This is a genomic window from Bacillus cereus group sp. BfR-BA-01355 (assembly GCF_022663675.1).
GTDB classification, from domain to species: Bacteria; Bacillota; Bacilli; order Bacillales; family Bacillaceae_G; genus Bacillus_A; species Bacillus_A thuringiensis_S.
This window is the reverse complement of the sequence record NZ_JAKUFY010000005.1, coordinates 18,616-34,328: the sequence shown is the minus strand read 5'-3', so window position 1 is coordinate 34,328 and position 15,713 is coordinate 18,616. Positions and strand designations below refer to the sequence as shown.

Here is a 15,713-nt window from a genome sequence, read left to right as displayed (position 1 = left end):
TAACATATTATGACTCGTGTGGCAATTAATGGATTTGGACGTATTGGGAGAATGGTATTTCGTCAAGCAATAAAAGAAAGCGCATTCGAAATTGTAGCAATCAATGCAAGCTATCCATCTGAAACGTTAGCACACTTAATTAAATATGATACAGTTCATGGTAAGTTTGACGGAACAGTAGAAGCATTTGAAGATCACTTATTAGTTGATGGAAAAATTATTCGCCTTTTAAACAACCGCGATCCAAAGGAATTGCCTTGGACAGATTTAGGTGTTGAAGTTGTAATTGAAGCAACTGGTAAATTTAATTCAAAAGAAAAAGCAATTCTTCACGTTGAAGCTGGAGCGAAAAAGGTTATTTTAACAGCGCCTGGTAAAAATGAAGATGTAACAATTGTAGTTGGTGTGAATGAAGACCAATTAGATATTACAAAACATACTGTTATTTCAAATGCATCTTGTACAACAAACTGTTTAGCGCCTGTTGTAAAGGTGTTAGATGAGCAGTTCGGAATTGAAAACGGTTTAATGACGACTGTTCACGCTTATACAAATGACCAAAAAAATATTGATAACCCACATAAAGATTTAAGAAGAGCGCGTGCTTGCGGACAATCAATCATTCCGACAACGACAGGTGCCGCGAAAGCGCTAGCAAAAGTTCTTCCGCACTTGAACGGAAAACTTCATGGTATGGCACTTCGTGTACCAACGCCAAACGTGTCTCTTGTTGACTTAGTAGTAGACGTAAAACGTGATGTGACAGTTGAAGCTATTAATGAAGCTTTCAAAACGGTTGCAAACGGTGCGTTAAAAGGTATTGTAGAATTCAGCGAAGAGCCTTTAGTATCTATCGACTTTAATACAAATACACACTCAGCTATCATTGATGGTTTATCTACAATGGTAATGGGTGATCGTAAAGTGAAAGTACTTGCTTGGTATGATAACGAGTGGGGCTACTCTCGTCGTGTTGTAGATCTTGTAACGTTAGTTGTTGAAGAGTTAGCGAAACAAGAAAATGTGCAACACATTTAAGTGAATAAGGGGGAGGGCAAGGCAATATTTGCCCTCTTTTTTTATTTTTTTCTGAAAAGGAAAAAAATTATATGAGTATATTTTAAAAAGTGGACATACCACGAAACGTTGTGATTACTGCATTTGTGAATCGTTTATTTTTTTTAGGGAAAAGTAAAGAGGAAAATATGACAGAAAATCGAAAAAACTGTTGTTGCAAAATGAAAATAAACAAAGTATACTAACACTCGTAAACTTAAGAGCTGAGGTACGTAGTCACTACTTAAAGGGTTAGGACCTCTCTGGACTAACTTTCCCCCGTGGTAGTGGAGCAAGCCAAATTGCAAATTAGTTTTCAATTCGAACAGTTAGAATAAATTTACAAGGGGGAACTGTAGAATGGATACTATGGATACGATGGGTCGTCACGTGATCGCTGAACTTTGGGATTGCGATTTCGACAAGCTTAATGACATGCCGTATATTGAACAATTATTTGTGGATGCAGCACTAAGAGCTGGTGCTGAAGTGCGTGAGGTTGCTTTCCATAAATTTGCACCACAAGGTGTAAGTGGAGTAGTAATTATCTCGGAATCACATTTAACAATTCATAGCTTTCCGGAGCACGGTTACGCGAGTATTGATGTTTATACTTGTGGGGATCGTATTGATCCAAATGTTGCTGCAGAATATATTGCAGAAGGTTTAAACGCGAAAACGCGTGAGAGCATCGAGCTTCCTCGAGGCACTGGTAGCTTCGAAATTAAGCAGAGAGAAACAAAAGCTCTTTAAAAAAGAACATAATTGATTTAAAATGTAAAGAGGTGTATAATGCACCTCTTTTTTAGTTTATAAAAAAGAGGTAATATAACGTACTGGTTAGTTGAATAAATTGTACTCTTGCAAATGAGGTAGTGCCCTATATACCATCTTATTTTTAAGGATGAGATGATAAAGTGATGCGCTGAAACTTAAAGTGGTAAGAGAGTTAGAATGAGTTATATAATATTGTATATATATTTTAGGTGAAGTGAGTAGAGAAAAATAAAGAGTATAGTGTAAAGGAGTGAATGAATTGCGTTGTCCATCCTGTTCTCATAATGGTACAAGAGTGTTAGATTCGCGTCCGGTAGACGAGGGGCGCTCTATTCGAAGAAGGAGAGAGTGTGAAAGTTGCTTAAGTCGCTTTACGACCTTTGAAAGGGTAGAAGAGTCACCTCTTATCGTTGTAAAAAAAGAAGGCACACGAGAAGAGTTTAATAAAGAAAAGATTTTACGTGGTTTAATTAAAGCGTGTGAAAAAAGACCAGTATCTTTAAGACAATTAGAAGAAGTAACACAAAGCGTGGAACGTGAACTGCGTAATTTAGGTATATCAGAAGTGAAAAGTGATATGATTGGTGAAATTGTTATGGAAGAACTTCGCGATATTGATGATGTTGCTTACGTACGCTTTGCTTCTGTATATCGTCAATTTAAAGATTTAAATGTATTTATTGAAGAATTAAAAGATATACTGCAAAAAGAAAGAGAGTAGAAGTTGTATTTTATTCTCTTTACATACCGTAAGTAATAGGATAAGAGAGCTAGAAGCGTAAGCTAATAGCTCTTTTTCACTAAGAATTTATATAATGAAGATAGAACGAATGAAGTAGAGGATAGATTGGATGAGAGAAAGGAAAAGCAATAATGGAAAAACAGTCATGGATGGAGCTATTGCCGATTGATCGTTATAAAGTAAGTGCGAAAGGGCTACTGCATAATTACGACCGAAAAGTATTAACGATGTTGTATCAGCCGTTAATAGGTAGTAGAGCTTTTAGCTTATACATGACACTATGGGGGGAGCTAGAGCAAGATCGTGTATTTGGAAAAGAGAATACACATCATTCCCTTATGGTGACTATGCAAATGCAACTTCCTGAAATATATGAGGAACGAGTAAAGTTAGAGGCAATTGGGCTTTTGAAGGTATATATTAAGAAAGAAAAAGATATTCGAATGTTCATATATGAGTTGCAACCACCTTTATCTCCAAAGCAGTTTTTTGATGATATTGTTTTAAGTATCTTTTTATACAATCGATTGAGTCGGACAAAATATAATCAAGTAAAGCAATATTTCTTAGAAGAAGAATTTGATTTTGCTTCTTATGAAAATGTTACGCGCTCTTTCAATGATGTGTTTGGTTCGTTTAATCCAGGACAGCTTGAGCATGCGCAAGAAGATCTTCGTATCCCAAAAACGACAACTATGCCAAGTAACGAGAAGGGAGACGCTCCGAAAGTTTGGAATGATTTCTTTGATTTCTCTTTATTTGTAGATGGATTGTCCGCTCTTGTTCCTAAAAAGTCGATTACAGGTCAAGTAAGAGACTGCGTTATAACACTTGCTTACGTGTATGGTGTAGATGTGTTATCGATGCAAAATATCGTTCTTGGTGCGGTGACAGAGATGCAAACAATTGATATGGAAAGGCTTAGAAAAGGAGCTCGCGATTGGTATCAATTTGAAAATGGTCAAGCATTACCGGTATTAAGTGAAAGAGTACAGCCTCATGCTGCACGTACGATGAAAGAGAAAGAGCCTTCATCGCAAGAGGAGATGCTAATAAAGCAGCTAGAGGAAATCTCGCCAAAACAATTATTGAAAGAGATTTCTGGTGGTGCAGAGGCAACGAAAGCGGACTTGCAAATCGTTGAAGATGTCATGATTAATCAAAAATTGACACCAGGAGTTGTGAATGTACTTATTTATTACGTTATGCTACGCTCAGATATGAAACTTGCGAAAACGTATGTCGAGAAGATTGCTGGGCATTGGGCACGTAAAAAGGTTGGTACAGTAGCGGACGCGATGGCGTTAGCGAAAGAAGAGAACCGTCAATATCAAGAGTGGGCTGAGACGAAGAAAAAAGGCCGTACGGCGAAGAAAACGGTACGGAAAGAAATGGTACCAGATTGGCTTAAGGAAGAAGAGCCGAAGGAACAAGAGAAAGAAACGGCGAAGAAAGATGTAAGTGTAGAAAAAGATGCAAGTACGTTAGAAGATGAACGAAAACGATTAGAAGAAGTGTTAAAAAAATATAAGCGTGATTAATAGAAGAGAATGAACGCTCTTTGAGGTGAGAAAATGGAGCATATTCAAAATTCATTTGCAAAATTAATGGGAAATGAAAAATTTAAAAATAGATATGAAGTATTAAAGGCAGAAGTAATGGCGCATCCGCGTGTGAAAGAATTTATAGACGAACATAAAGGTGAAGTAACGACTTCTATGATTGAGCGCAGTCTTGTGAAGCTATATGAATATATTGGACAAAGTGTAGGTTGCGTGGATTGTCCGGATTTAGGTTCATGTAAAAATATGCTGCAAGGGTACGAGCCAAAGCTTGTTATTCAAGGGAAAATGATTGATATTCAATATGATCGCTGCGTTAGAAAAGTAGCACATGACGAGAGAAAGAAATATGAAAAACTCGTTCAAAGTGTATATATGCCAACGGATATTTTACAGGCAACTATGGAAAACTTAGACCCTTCTGATTTAAATGCACGTATCGATGCAATTGGTGCAGCGAATGAATTTTTAAGTACATATGAACCAGGTAAAAAAGCACAAGGTTTATATTTGTACGGTAAATTTGGTGTAGGAAAAACGTACCTTTTAGGAGCAATTGCGAACGAGCTTGCTCGAAAGAAAATAAGTTCGATGCTCGTATACTTCCCAGAATTTTTACGTGAAATCAAAAGTTCGATTCAAGATAATTCGATTGGTGAAAAGATTGATGCGGTTAAACGCGTACAAGTTTTAATGTTAGATGATATCGGGGCAGAAGCAATGTCAAGCTTTGTGCGTGACGATGTGCTTGGTGCAATCTTGCAATTCCGTATGTTAGAAAACTTACCGACGTTCTTTACGTCTAATTTTGATTTTAAACAACTGGAACACCATTTAACGTATACACAGCGTGGTGAGGCTGAAGAAATGAAGGCAGCACGTATTATGGAACGAATTAAATATTTAGCGAAACCAATTCCGATTGGTGGGAAAAATCGTCGTCATAAGTAAAAGAGCAAGCTGAGAAGCTTGCTCTTTTGTATTATAGTGATATTTTCTTTTCAAATATGAGGTCGAAATATTCAGGTTGTCCAGAACTGCCAATCGTAGGGGCGACAATCTGTACGAACCTCCAGTCATCTCTAGCATGTTCTTGAATAATTTCTTGGTAGTCTTCAGCTAGTTTTGAGCGAGTGAGCCCCCAATGGAATTCGACTTTTACGAATTTATATTCGAACATTCACATACCCCCTTTTAGTGATAAATAAAGTATACAATAAAAAATTCATAGTAGCTTGTATCATTTTTTTCTCCCTCCCTTAATATATATAAAATTAGCAAGCCAGATTGAGTGGATTTTCTAACGATAGGAAATGTAATTCTACTAAGAGTGAACTTCCACGGGACGGACTCTTATAGGATTTGTAACGTATAGATACAGTCCTTTAGAGCAGGGATAAAAGGGGGGACAAAAGTGATTGAAATTTGCTTCGAAGAAAAAAATGATGCTATGCACGTATATAGACAATTGCTGAAAAGAGCGGAATTGTTATATAAGGAAACGAGTGTGTATTTACAGGAGCAAAAAGTGGTGATTCACATACCAGTACATGAATCGAATTATATTGAAAAGATCTTATTGCCAGTAATGGTGTATTTCATTGTGAATGTGAAACAAAATGAGTGGATTTATACGATCTTAAAAGAAAAGTTTTTTTATGAAGAACAAGAAGAGTGTCATCAAATATTGCACATGGCACATGAGATTTTAAAGGGAAGAAGAAAAGGTGTAGCTCAGGATTTAACTCGTAACGCATTTGAGTCATATATTAAGTCTTCTTTAAATAATTGGCTTTGTGATCCGCTCTCATTCTCGTTTTCATCATATATCCGTTTTCGTCTTCGTACATATAGGGGAATGGTGGCTAAACTTGCGGAAGTGGCAATTGATGAATATAAGATGGAGCAAGAATACCAAATGTTCATTGAAACGCTTCGGCAACAAGTGAGTAGCCGTAAATCACGCTTGTCCTGTGTGCATCTTATTTTTGATGAAAGCTTTATCTTTTATGATGATAAAGGTAGACGTTTAAAACAGGAGAAGTTGGTCCAATATATAGATGAAGAATTATTAAAGCAAAATGATGTATATATTGATACAAAAGTAATTGCGCCGCTTCTTTCTATTTCGCCAAAAAAGATTTATTTATATACGAAGGAACAAGACCATAATATGATTATTACTTTGCGAAATGTGTTTCAAGAACGGGTCCAATTACATGGATTACATGATTTTGAGCGCAATGTGAAAAATTTAAAAAATAAAGGTAACGCCCTTGATTTTCTAAGTTTTTGAGCATATAATTACCTACATAAATGAAATATATCGAAATGTCATGATGAGGACATGAGTAGTTTTCTACGATTTTCAGAGAGGGAAGCCTTAGGGTGTGAGCTTCCTAGTACGGGATTATTACTTACCACCTCTAAACTTTAGCAGTGAACGATTCTTTTAGTAATTGCTAACGGACAACACCGTTATGTTGAACTTGAGCAATTAACGATCATGTTAATTGGAACAAGGGTGGAACCACGAATTCAACACTCGTCCCTTTTTATGGGATGAGTGTTTTTTATTTTGAGAAAAAGAGGAGTGACCAGTGATGGCAGATGTAGTTAAAATTACTTTCCCTGATGGAGCTGTGAAGGAGTTTCCAAAAGGCGTAACAACTGAAGAAATCGCAGCTTCTATTAGCCCAGGCTTAAAGAAAAAAGCTGTAGCTGGAAAATTAAACGATGAGATGATCGATCTTGTTACACCAATCGAAGAAGATGGTGCAGTTTCTATTATTACATTAGATTCTGAAGATGGCTTATATATTTTACGCCATTCAACAGCCCACCTTTTAGCACAAGCGTTAAAACGTTTATATAAAGATGTTAAGCTTGAGCTTGGCATTGGCCCAGTAATTGAAAATGGCTTCTATTACGATATCGATATGGAAGAAGCAATTACAGTTGAAGACTTCAAGAAAATCGAAAAAGAAATGCAAAAAATCGTGAACGAGAACTTAGAAATCGTTCGTCATGAAGTACCACGTGCAGAAGCACTTCGTCGCTTTGAAGAAATTGGCGATGAGTTAAAATTAGATTTAATTAACGACCTTCCAGAAGATGCAGTTATTTCAATCTATGAGCAAGGCGAATTCTTCGACCTTTGCCGTGGTGTTCACCTTCCATCTACAGGGAAAATTAAAGTGTTTAAATTATTAAGCGTTGCAGGTGCTTACTGGCGCGGCGATAGCAATAATAAAATGTTACAACGTATTTACGGTACTGCATTCGTTAAGAAAGCAGAACTAGATGAGCACTTACGTATGCTTGAAGAAGCGAAAGAGCGCGATCACCGTAAATTAGGTAAAGAATTAAAACTATTTACTAATAGCCAAAAAGTAGGACAAGGTTTACCACTTTGGTTACCAAAAGGTGCAACAATTCGTCGTATTATCGAGCGTTACATCGTTGATAAAGAAGCAAGCTTAGGTTATGATCACGTATACACTCCAGTATTAGGAAGCAGAGAGTTATATGAAACTTCTGGTCACTGGAACCACTACCGTGATGGCATGTTCCCATCAATGGAAATGGATAATGAAGAATTAGTTCTTCGTCCAATGAACTGTCCTCACCATATGATGGTTTATAAAAATGATATTCACAGCTACCGTGAATTACCAATCCGTATTGCGGAACTTGGAACAATGCATCGTTATGAAATGTCAGGTGCGTTATCTGGATTACAACGTGTACGCGGAATGACTTTAAACGATGCGCACATTTTCGTTCGTCCAGATCAAATTAAAGAAGAGTTAAAACGTGTTGTAAACTTAACTCTAGAAGTGTACAAAGATTTCGGTTTAGAGAACTACTCATTCCGTCTATCTTATCGCGACCCAGCAGATACTAAAAAGTATTATGCGGATGATGAGATGTGGGAAAAAGCACAAGGTATGTTAAAAGAAGCTATGGATGAAATGGGTCTTGATTACTATGAAGCTGAAGGTGAAGCGGCATTCTACGGTCCAAAACTGGATGTTCAAGTTCGTACTGCTCTTGGAAAAGACGAAACACTTTCAACTGTACAATTAGACTTCTTACTTCCAGAACGCTTTGAATTAACTTATGTTGGTGAAGACGGTAAGCAACATCGTCCAGTTGTAATTCACCGTGGTGTTGTATCAACTATGGAACGCTTCGTAGCCTTCTTAATTGAAGAATACAAAGGTGCATTCCCAACTTGGTTAGCTCCAGTTCAAGTACAAGTAATTCCAGTTTCTCCGCAAGTACATTTAGACTATGCGAAGAAAGTACAAGACGAATTGCGTCGTGCTGGTATCCGTGTTGAATTAGACACTCGTGAAGAGAAGATTGGTTACAAAATCCGTGAAGCACAAATGCAAAAAATTCCGTACATGCTTGTAGTAGGTGACAATGAAGTAACTGAAAACGGCGTAAACGTACGTAAATATGGTGAACAAAAATCAGAAACAATCGCATTAGATGCTTTTGTTGACATGATTAAAGTAGAAGGAAAACGATAAGAAAAAGCCGCGGTATACCGCGGCTTTTTTATGTAATATACTTGAGGGGAATTAGAAAAAATACCCATGTAACACTTATCGTAAAAAAGTATTGCAAGTATGTTAGTTGTTTGTTACAATATTTCTTGTTGTTAGTAAAACACATCGCGTCTTCTTGACAGACGTCATGTCCTATGATAAACTCATCAAGGATAATAGAATATTGTTTTGTGGAACAAGTAGAAGCACCCGCTTCTCACCTGATGGACGCATTCGCAGTTAGCAGGTAAATGTATTTCTTACTTAAGATTTTACAAGTGTGGGTGTCGTATGCCCGCACTTTTTTTGTCGGGTTCTATGACTACAAAATATGTTCTGAGAAAACCTTGGAGGTGGCTTACTATTAGCAAGGATATGATGATTAACGAGCAAATTCGTGCACGTGAAGTACGTTTAGTTGGCGCAAATGGCGATCAACTTGGAATCAAGTCTCGTAATGACGCTTTAGACTTAGCTGCAAATCTTAATCTTGATTTAGTATTAGTTGCTCCAAATGCGAAACCGCCAGTATGCCGCATTATGGACTACGGTAAATTCCGCTTTGAGCAACAGAAGAAAGAAAAAGAGCAGCGCAAAAATCAAAAAGTAATTAGCATGAAAGAAGTTCGTTTAAGTCCAACAATTGATGAACACGACTTTAACACAAAACTTCGTAATGCTATCAAGTTTTTAGAGAAAGGCGACAAGGTTAAAGCGTCAATTCGCTTTAAAGGACGTGCCATTACTCATAAAGAAATCGGTCAACGTGTTTTAGATCGCTTCTCAGAAGCTTGTGCTGAAGTTAGTACAGTTGAATCTAAGCCTAAAATGGAAGGACGCAGTATGTTCTTAGTTTTAGCACCGAAAAACGATAAGTAATAGATAGAGGAGGAAATACCTATGCCTAAACAAAAAACTCATCGCGGCGCTGCAAAGCGTTTCAAAAAGACTGGATCAGGTAAACTGAAACGTTCTCACGCTTACACAAGCCATTTATTCGCTAACAAATCTACAAAAGCTAAACGTAAACTACGTAAAGCTGGTGTAGTAAGCGCTGGTGACTTCAAACGCATTCGTCAAATGCTTGACAACTTAAAATAAGTTCGGCTGATATATAGAACAATTAGGAGGTAATATTATGCCAAGAGTAAAAGGTGGTACAGTTACTCGTCAACGTCGTAAAAAAGTTATAAAATTAGCAAAAGGTTACTACGGTTCAAAAAATACATTATTCAAGGTTGCTAACCAACAGGTTATGAAATCTCTAATGTATGCATTCCGTGACCGCCGTCAAAAGAAACGTGACTTCCGTAAATTATGGATTACACGTATCAACGCAGCAGCTCGTATGAATGGTCTTTCTTACAGCCGCTTAATGCACGGTCTTAAAAATGCTGGCATCGAAGTTAACCGCAAGATGCTTGCTGACTTAGCTGTTCATGACGAAAAAGCTTTCGCTGAATTAGCAACAGTTGCAAAAAACAACATTAACTAATTAATTAGTTGAAACCTTAGAAGAATTTTCTTCTAAGGTTTTTTGTTTGTATTCAGAGAGAAGTTTGAAGTTCTAAAGATTAACGGATGTGCTGTTATCGATATGACAAAATTAATATAAAAACTATAGCGGTATAGAAGAATATATATGTGAAGTCAGGAGAATCCTCCTGGCTTTTTTTAATTCTGCTCTTTTGGAAAGAAGAGTATCTTTCCTAGCCGAAACGACACTGCTATAATGGAAAGATGATATGGAACTTTCATCAGATGAACAATTTAAGAGCGATGACTGAAACGTATTTGTAAATTAAGGACAAGCTATTTTATAAAGAGGTAGATAGCTGACTTATTCATAAGAACTGAAACATAATAATGAACTTTGAGATGAAACAACATTGTTGCGTAAAATGCGATGTTGGAGGAGGACAATAGAATGGACTTACTACAACTATTTAAATTACAAAAAGAATTAGATGACCGTATTGCAAAAGAACATGACTTACAACCGAAAAAATTGTTAAAAGAAAAAATGTTAGCTCTTCTTGTAGAAATTGGAGAACTTGCAAATGAAACACGTTGTTTTAAATATTGGAGCAACAAACCAGCTTCGGAACGTGGAGTAATATTAGAAGAATACGTAGATGGTTTGCATTTTATTTTATCAATCGGAATTGATTTAGGGATTGATAAAAACTTCCTATTCTATAAATGTGCACAAACGAATAAAACACAAGTGGAAATTTTCTTAGACACATACGCGAAAGTAATTCGTTTTACAGATCAACCATCTATTACAAACTATATTGAATTATTTACGAGCTATCTTCGACTTGGACAAGCACTTGAATTTGAGCAAGAAGAGATTGAAAAAGCGTATTTAGATAAAAATGAAGTAAATCATCAGCGTCAAACACAAGGATACTAATTTAATTTTTGAATATTTCAATTTAATTATTGTATAATGAATTGACTGAAGAAAAAGGAGGGTGTTGGCAATGACAAAATTAGACGCGACATTGACAATGCTAAAAGAATTAACAGATGCACGTGGTATTGCCGGTAACGAGCGTGAACCACGCGAAGTAATGAAGAAATATATCGAGCCATTTGCAGACGAGCTTTCTACTGATAATTTAGGAAGTTTAGTTGCGAAAAAAGTAGGGGAAGAAAACGGCCCGAAAATTATGGTTGCAGGTCATTTAGATGAAGTTGGCTTTATGATTACGCAAATTGATGACAAAGGTTTCCTACGCTTCCAAACGGTGGGTGGCTGGTGGTCACAAGTTATGCTTGCACAGCGCGTGACGATTGTAACGCGTAAAGGAGATGTAACAGGTGTAATTGGTTCAAAACCACCGCACATCTTACCTCCAGAAGCACGTAAAAAGCCAGTTGAAATTAAAGACATGTTCATCGATATCGGTGCTTCTAGCCAAGAAGAAGCAATGGAGTGGGGCGTACGACCAGGAGATCAAGTTGTACCTTACTTTGAATTCCAAGTGATGAAGAATGAAAAAATGTTACTTGCAAAAGCATGGGATAACCGAATCGGTTGTGCGATTGCAATTGACGTATTAAAACAATTAAAAGATGAAAAGCATCCAAACGTTGTATACGGCGTTGGAACTGTACAAGAAGAAGTTGGTCTTCGTGGTGCAAAAACATCTGCGAATTATATTAAACCAGATATCGCGTTCGCAGTAGATGTTGGTATCGCTGGAGATACACCGGGTGTAACGTCAAAAGAAGCGCAAAGTAAAATGGGCGATGGACCACAAATCATTTTATATGATGCTTCTGTTATTGGACATACAGGTTTACGTGATTTCGTAGTTGATGTTGCTGACGAATTACAAATCCCGTATCAATATGATTCAGTAGCGGGCGGGGGAACTGATGCGGGTGCGATTCATATTGCTGTAAACGGTATTCCTTCTATGGCAATTACAATTGCAACGCGCTATATTCATTCTCATGCAGCAATGTTACACCGTGATGATTATGAAAATGCAGTAAAGTTAATTGTAGAAGTTATTAAACGTCTTGATAAGGATGCTGTACATAACATTACATTTAATTAATAGAAAAAGCGAAGGAGATTTTCCTTCGCTTTTTTATGTTTTAAAAAGGTCGTTCTAATCCTGCTGCAGTATGAGCGCCTAAAATAATTAAACGAGTTAATTGCATCGCCATAAAATGCGGGGTATATATCATTCCTCTTTTTAACCATGACATAATCATTCCGATGTGAGCCCCTGTCACATAACTAATCAAAATATCACGAGGAACCATAAGATCTTCGTCATCTGGTTGTGAAATAGACAAGCTTAATGTTAAATGCACTTGTATCGTTTTCATCATTTTATAAGAGTAGTTTCCGGCAGCTTTATCCCCAAGCATAACGTTATAAAAGTTTACATTTTCTGCGATATGTTCGAATAAAGCCAAAAATGTAGGATGAGGTGAATCGAATGTAAGTTGAAAATCTTCTTTATTTCTATTTTTCGGTTTAATTACTTCTGCTAGCTTCTCTAACATTTCTTCAATACTTTTGTCTAATAGGTCATATTTATCATGGTAATGGCTATAAAATGTAGCGCGATTTACAGGAGCACGTTCTGCGATATGTTGCACAGTTACATTTTCAAAGCCTTTTTCGCCTACTAAAGCGACAAAAGCATCCTGAATGAGTTGTCTCGTTCGCTTTACACGTGGATCATTTGTATTTTTAATAGACATTTTACTTCTCCTCGTTTAATTTTCTATACTTAAACAACATATTGGTATTATATTGTTGTTTAAGCAACATTTCATACGTAAATTGTCGGTTGTAGATTCAAAATAATTATTTATAATTATAAACGATAGTCCTTCAGAAATCAGCACCGCTCGCAGGTAGATAAGTTTCGATTTACGCTGCAGATGGTGTGATTTTTTCGTTAAAAGGTTAATATAATTAACAATTAAACAATCTAAACAATAAGGACATAAATAGTTTAGAAAAAAATTATATGCGATATAAGGAGAGGAATGCAATGAATCAGTTTCGAAGAATGGTAATTATCAACATTATCACATTAATTGTACTAGTTGGCGGCGGTATTGTCGGTTATTACTATTACAACCAAACGGAAAATTACTTAAAAACAGACAATGCAAAGATCGATGGAAAGGTAATTCCGGTTGCTTCACCAGTAGCAGGGAAACTAACTGACTGGAAAGCTGAAGTTGGAAAAAATTACAATGAGAACGATAAATTAGGAGCTGTTACTGTAGCAGCAGCTAATGGAGAACAAACAGTAGATGTAACAATTCCACAAAATGCAACGGTTGTACAATCAAACGCAACAACAAATGCTTTCGTTGGAGCAGGTAGCCCGATTGCTTACGCATTTGATATGAACAATTTATGGGTAACAGCAAACATTGAAGAAACAGATGTTGATGATGTTCAGAAAGGTCAAGACGTAGACGTGTATGTAGATGCATACCCAGATACAACGTTAACTGGGAAAGTAGAACAAGTTGGTTTAACAACAGCAAATACATTCTCGATGTTACCATCAAGTAATTCAACAGCGAACTATACGAAAGTAACACAAGTAGTGCCAGTTAAAATTTCATTAGATCATAGCAAATCAGTAAATATTGTTCCTGGAATGAATGTGTCAGTTCGTATTCATAAGTAAGGGGGAGATGAGATGTCCTCAATTGCAATTGTAGGATATGCACTATTTTGTATAATCGTCTTCTTCCTTGTAAATCGTCTTTTACGAAAGAAAAAAACGAACGTGGGAGAAGAACAAGTCCCAGCCGTAAGTAAAATAGAAGTAAGTAAGCTAGAAGCAGTAGAGAAAGAAAGTGAACAAAAGCAAGAAGCCGAAATTTCTAATGTAGTTGAATTAGAAACAGGCAAGCAAGAAGAAGTAAAACAAGAAAAAGAAATGCCGAAAAAACAAACGTCTATGCCTATAGAGGATGTAAATGTAAAAGCAGTTGTAACAGTATTAATTCTCGGCATGTTCGTTTCTATTTTGAACCAAACAATCATTAACGTTGCATTGCCTCCGTTAATGAATGAATTTAACGTATCAACTTCAACGGCGCAATGGTTAATTACAGGGTTTATGCTTGTAAATGGTATTTTAGTGCCGATTAGTGCCTTTTTAGTTTCACGATTTACGTATCGTAAATTATTTGTAGCGGCAATGTTATTCTTCACAGTAGGATCTATCATTTGCGCTACTTCAGGAAACTTTACAATGATGATGACAGGCCGCGTAATTCAAGCAGTTGGTGCGGGTATTTTAATGCCGGTTGGTATGAATATCTTTATGACATTGTTCCCGCCTCATAAGCGCGGAGCGGCGATGGGATTACTAGGTGTTGCAATGATTTTAGCACCAGCTATCGGACCAACTGTAACAGGTTGGGTGATTGAAAACTATAGCTGGAACTTAATGTTCTATGCGATGTTTATTATCGGTTTAATTATTACGTTCCTATCTTTAAAATTCTTTACACTAGCTCAGCCAGTGTCTAAAACGAAATTAGATATATTCGGTGTTGTTAGTTCAAGTATTGGACTAGGAAGCTTATTGTACGGATTTAGTGAAGCTGGAAATAATAGTTGGACTAGTGCAGAAGTCATTATTTCACTTGTTATCGGTGTAATTGGTTTAGCGTTATTTATTTGGAGAGAGTTAACAACGGACAATAAAATGCTTGATTTACAAGTATTTAAATATCCAGTATTTACTTTTACTTTAGTAATTAACGCAATCGTTACGATGGCATTATTCGGGGGTATGTTATTGCTTCCAGTATATCTGCAAAACATTCGTGGCTTTACGCCAATTGAATCTGGTTTACTACTTCTTCCAGGATCATTAATTATGGGGATCATGGGACCAGTAGCGGGTAAATTATTCGATAAATATGGCATTCGTCCATTAGCGATAATTGGATTGGCAATTACGACGTATGCGACATATGAATTTACAAAATTATCGATGGATACACCGTATAGCGTTATTATGACGGATTATATTATACGTTCAATTGGTATGTCATTCATTATGATGCCAATTATGACAGCTGGTATGAACGCACTGCCGATGAAATTAATTTCTCACGGTACAGCAACGCAAAATACGTCAAGACAAGTAGCTGGTTCAATCGGAACAGCGATTTTAATCACACTTATGACGCAACAAACAACTGCTCACGTAGCAGATTACGGCAACATGTTAACAACATCAAACCCAATTTTAGTTGATAAAGTACACGGTATGGGGCAAAGTTTAGCAGCGATTGCCGGATCAGCTCAAGCAGGAGATGCGATGAGCACACAACTATTATATGGACAAATTTCAAAGCTATCTGCAATTAACGGTATTAACGATGCCTTCTTAATTGCAACGATACTAGCAGGTATTGCTTGGGTGTTATCGTTCTTCTTACAATCAGGCAATAAACCAAATAGAAAAGCAGGGAATTAAATTTCCTGCTTTTTTGTTTTCT

The 15,713-nt window shown here is 36.7% G+C and carries 16 protein-coding genes and 2 other annotated features; of the genes, 14 read left to right on the top strand and 2 right to left on the bottom strand.

Going from position 1 to position 15,713, the window contains the following annotated elements; genetic code table 11:
* The first annotated feature begins 9 nt into the window (after positions 1 to 9).
* The 5 genes from MR167_RS02965 (at position 10) to dnaI (ending at position 5,088) form a co-directional block, all read left to right on the top strand.
* Positions 10 to 1,038 (top strand): glyceraldehyde-3-phosphate dehydrogenase, encoded by a 1,029-nt coding sequence (locus MR167_RS02965; RefSeq protein ID WP_242313864.1) that lies wholly within the window; start codon positions 10 to 12, stop codon positions 1,036 to 1,038.
* A gap of 387 nt (positions 1,039 to 1,425) precedes the next feature.
* Positions 1,426 to 1,809 (top strand): adenosylmethionine decarboxylase, encoded by a 384-nt coding sequence (gene speD, locus MR167_RS02960; protein WP_002003660.1) that lies wholly within the window; start codon positions 1,426 to 1,428, stop codon positions 1,807 to 1,809.
* A 283-nt stretch (positions 1,810 to 2,092) separates the two neighbouring features.
* Complete coding sequence (gene nrdR / locus MR167_RS02955) at positions 2,093 to 2,554, top strand: transcriptional regulator NrdR (protein ID WP_001203687.1); 462 nt, start codon at positions 2,093 to 2,095, stop codon at positions 2,552 to 2,554.
* Positions 2,555 to 2,706: 152 nt separating this feature from the next.
* Positions 2,707 to 4,116, top strand: coding sequence for a replication initiation and membrane attachment family protein (locus MR167_RS02950; RefSeq protein ID WP_000415033.1), 1,410 nt, complete (start codon positions 2,707 to 2,709; stop codon positions 4,114 to 4,116).
* A 33-nt stretch (positions 4,117 to 4,149) separates the two neighbouring features.
* Positions 4,150 to 5,088, top strand: coding sequence for a primosomal protein DnaI (gene dnaI / locus MR167_RS02945; RefSeq protein WP_000400117.1), 939 nt, complete (start codon positions 4,150 to 4,152; stop codon positions 5,086 to 5,088).
* A 31-nt stretch (positions 5,089 to 5,119) separates the two neighbouring features.
* On the opposite strand, the gene MR167_RS02940 is transcribed toward dnaI, so the two are convergent.
* Positions 5,120 to 5,317, bottom strand: a complete 198-nt coding sequence (locus MR167_RS02940; RefSeq protein WP_000464454.1) for a DUF4177 domain-containing protein — start codon at positions 5,315 to 5,317, stop codon at positions 5,120 to 5,122.
* A 234-nt stretch (positions 5,318 to 5,551) separates the two neighbouring features.
* On the opposite strand from MR167_RS02940, the gene ytxC reads away from it, so the two are divergent.
* The 7 genes from ytxC to MR167_RS02905 all read left to right on the top strand — a co-directional run bounded on the left by ytxC (position 5,552) and on the right by MR167_RS02905 (position 12,271).
* Positions 5,552 to 6,433 carry a putative sporulation protein YtxC gene (gene ytxC, locus MR167_RS02935; RefSeq protein WP_242313862.1) on the top strand — a complete coding sequence of 294 codons (882 nt, stop codon included), beginning with the start codon at positions 5,552 to 5,554 and terminating at the stop codon, positions 6,431 to 6,433.
* A gap of 31 nt (positions 6,434 to 6,464) precedes the next feature.
* Positions 6,465 to 6,693, top strand: a binding site (T-box leader).
* Positions 6,694 to 6,740: 47 nt separating this feature from the next.
* Positions 6,741 to 8,678 carry a threonine--tRNA ligase gene (gene thrS, locus MR167_RS02930; protein WP_000786077.1) on the top strand — a complete coding sequence of 646 codons (1,938 nt, stop codon included), beginning with the start codon at positions 6,741 to 6,743 and terminating at the stop codon, positions 8,676 to 8,678.
* A 210-nt stretch (positions 8,679 to 8,888) separates the two neighbouring features.
* Positions 8,889 to 9,009, top strand: a sequence feature (ribosomal protein L20 leader region).
* A gap of 62 nt (positions 9,010 to 9,071) precedes the next feature.
* On the top strand, positions 9,072 to 9,575 hold the full coding sequence (gene infC, locus MR167_RS02925) for a translation initiation factor IF-3 (RefSeq protein WP_000973215.1): 504 nt from the start codon (positions 9,072 to 9,074) through the stop codon (positions 9,573 to 9,575).
* Between the two features lie 21 nt (positions 9,576 to 9,596).
* Positions 9,597 to 9,797 carry a 50S ribosomal protein L35 gene (gene rpmI, locus MR167_RS02920; RefSeq protein WP_001125945.1) on the top strand — a complete coding sequence of 67 codons (201 nt, stop codon included), beginning with the start codon at positions 9,597 to 9,599 and terminating at the stop codon, positions 9,795 to 9,797.
* 37 nt (positions 9,798 to 9,834) lie between these two features.
* On the top strand, positions 9,835 to 10,191 hold the full coding sequence (gene rplT / locus MR167_RS02915; protein WP_001138362.1) for a 50S ribosomal protein L20: 357 nt from the start codon (positions 9,835 to 9,837) through the stop codon (positions 10,189 to 10,191).
* A gap of 432 nt (positions 10,192 to 10,623) precedes the next feature.
* Complete coding sequence (locus MR167_RS02910) at positions 10,624 to 11,115, top strand: dUTP diphosphatase (RefSeq protein WP_000365052.1); 492 nt, start codon at positions 10,624 to 10,626, stop codon at positions 11,113 to 11,115.
* A gap of 70 nt (positions 11,116 to 11,185) precedes the next feature.
* Positions 11,186 to 12,271, top strand: coding sequence for a M42 family metallopeptidase (locus tag MR167_RS02905; protein WP_000163554.1), 1,086 nt, complete (start codon positions 11,186 to 11,188; stop codon positions 12,269 to 12,271).
* A 40-nt stretch (positions 12,272 to 12,311) separates the two neighbouring features.
* On the opposite strand, the gene MR167_RS02900 is transcribed toward MR167_RS02905, so the two are convergent.
* Positions 12,312 to 12,929, bottom strand: coding sequence for a TetR/AcrR family transcriptional regulator (locus MR167_RS02900; RefSeq protein WP_000023661.1), 618 nt, complete (start codon positions 12,927 to 12,929; stop codon positions 12,312 to 12,314).
* 296 nt (positions 12,930 to 13,225) lie between these two features.
* Between MR167_RS02900 and MR167_RS02895 the strand changes: the two genes are divergently transcribed.
* Positions 13,226 to 13,879, top strand: coding sequence for an HlyD family secretion protein (locus tag MR167_RS02895; RefSeq protein WP_001071423.1), 654 nt, complete (start codon positions 13,226 to 13,228; stop codon positions 13,877 to 13,879).
* A 12-nt stretch (positions 13,880 to 13,891) separates the two neighbouring features.
* Positions 13,892 to 15,691: a DHA2 family efflux MFS transporter permease subunit gene (locus MR167_RS02890; RefSeq protein WP_000094778.1), complete on the top strand. Its 1,800-nt coding sequence runs from the start codon at positions 13,892 to 13,894 to the stop codon at positions 15,689 to 15,691.
* The last annotated feature ends 22 nt before the right edge of the window (positions 15,692 to 15,713 follow it).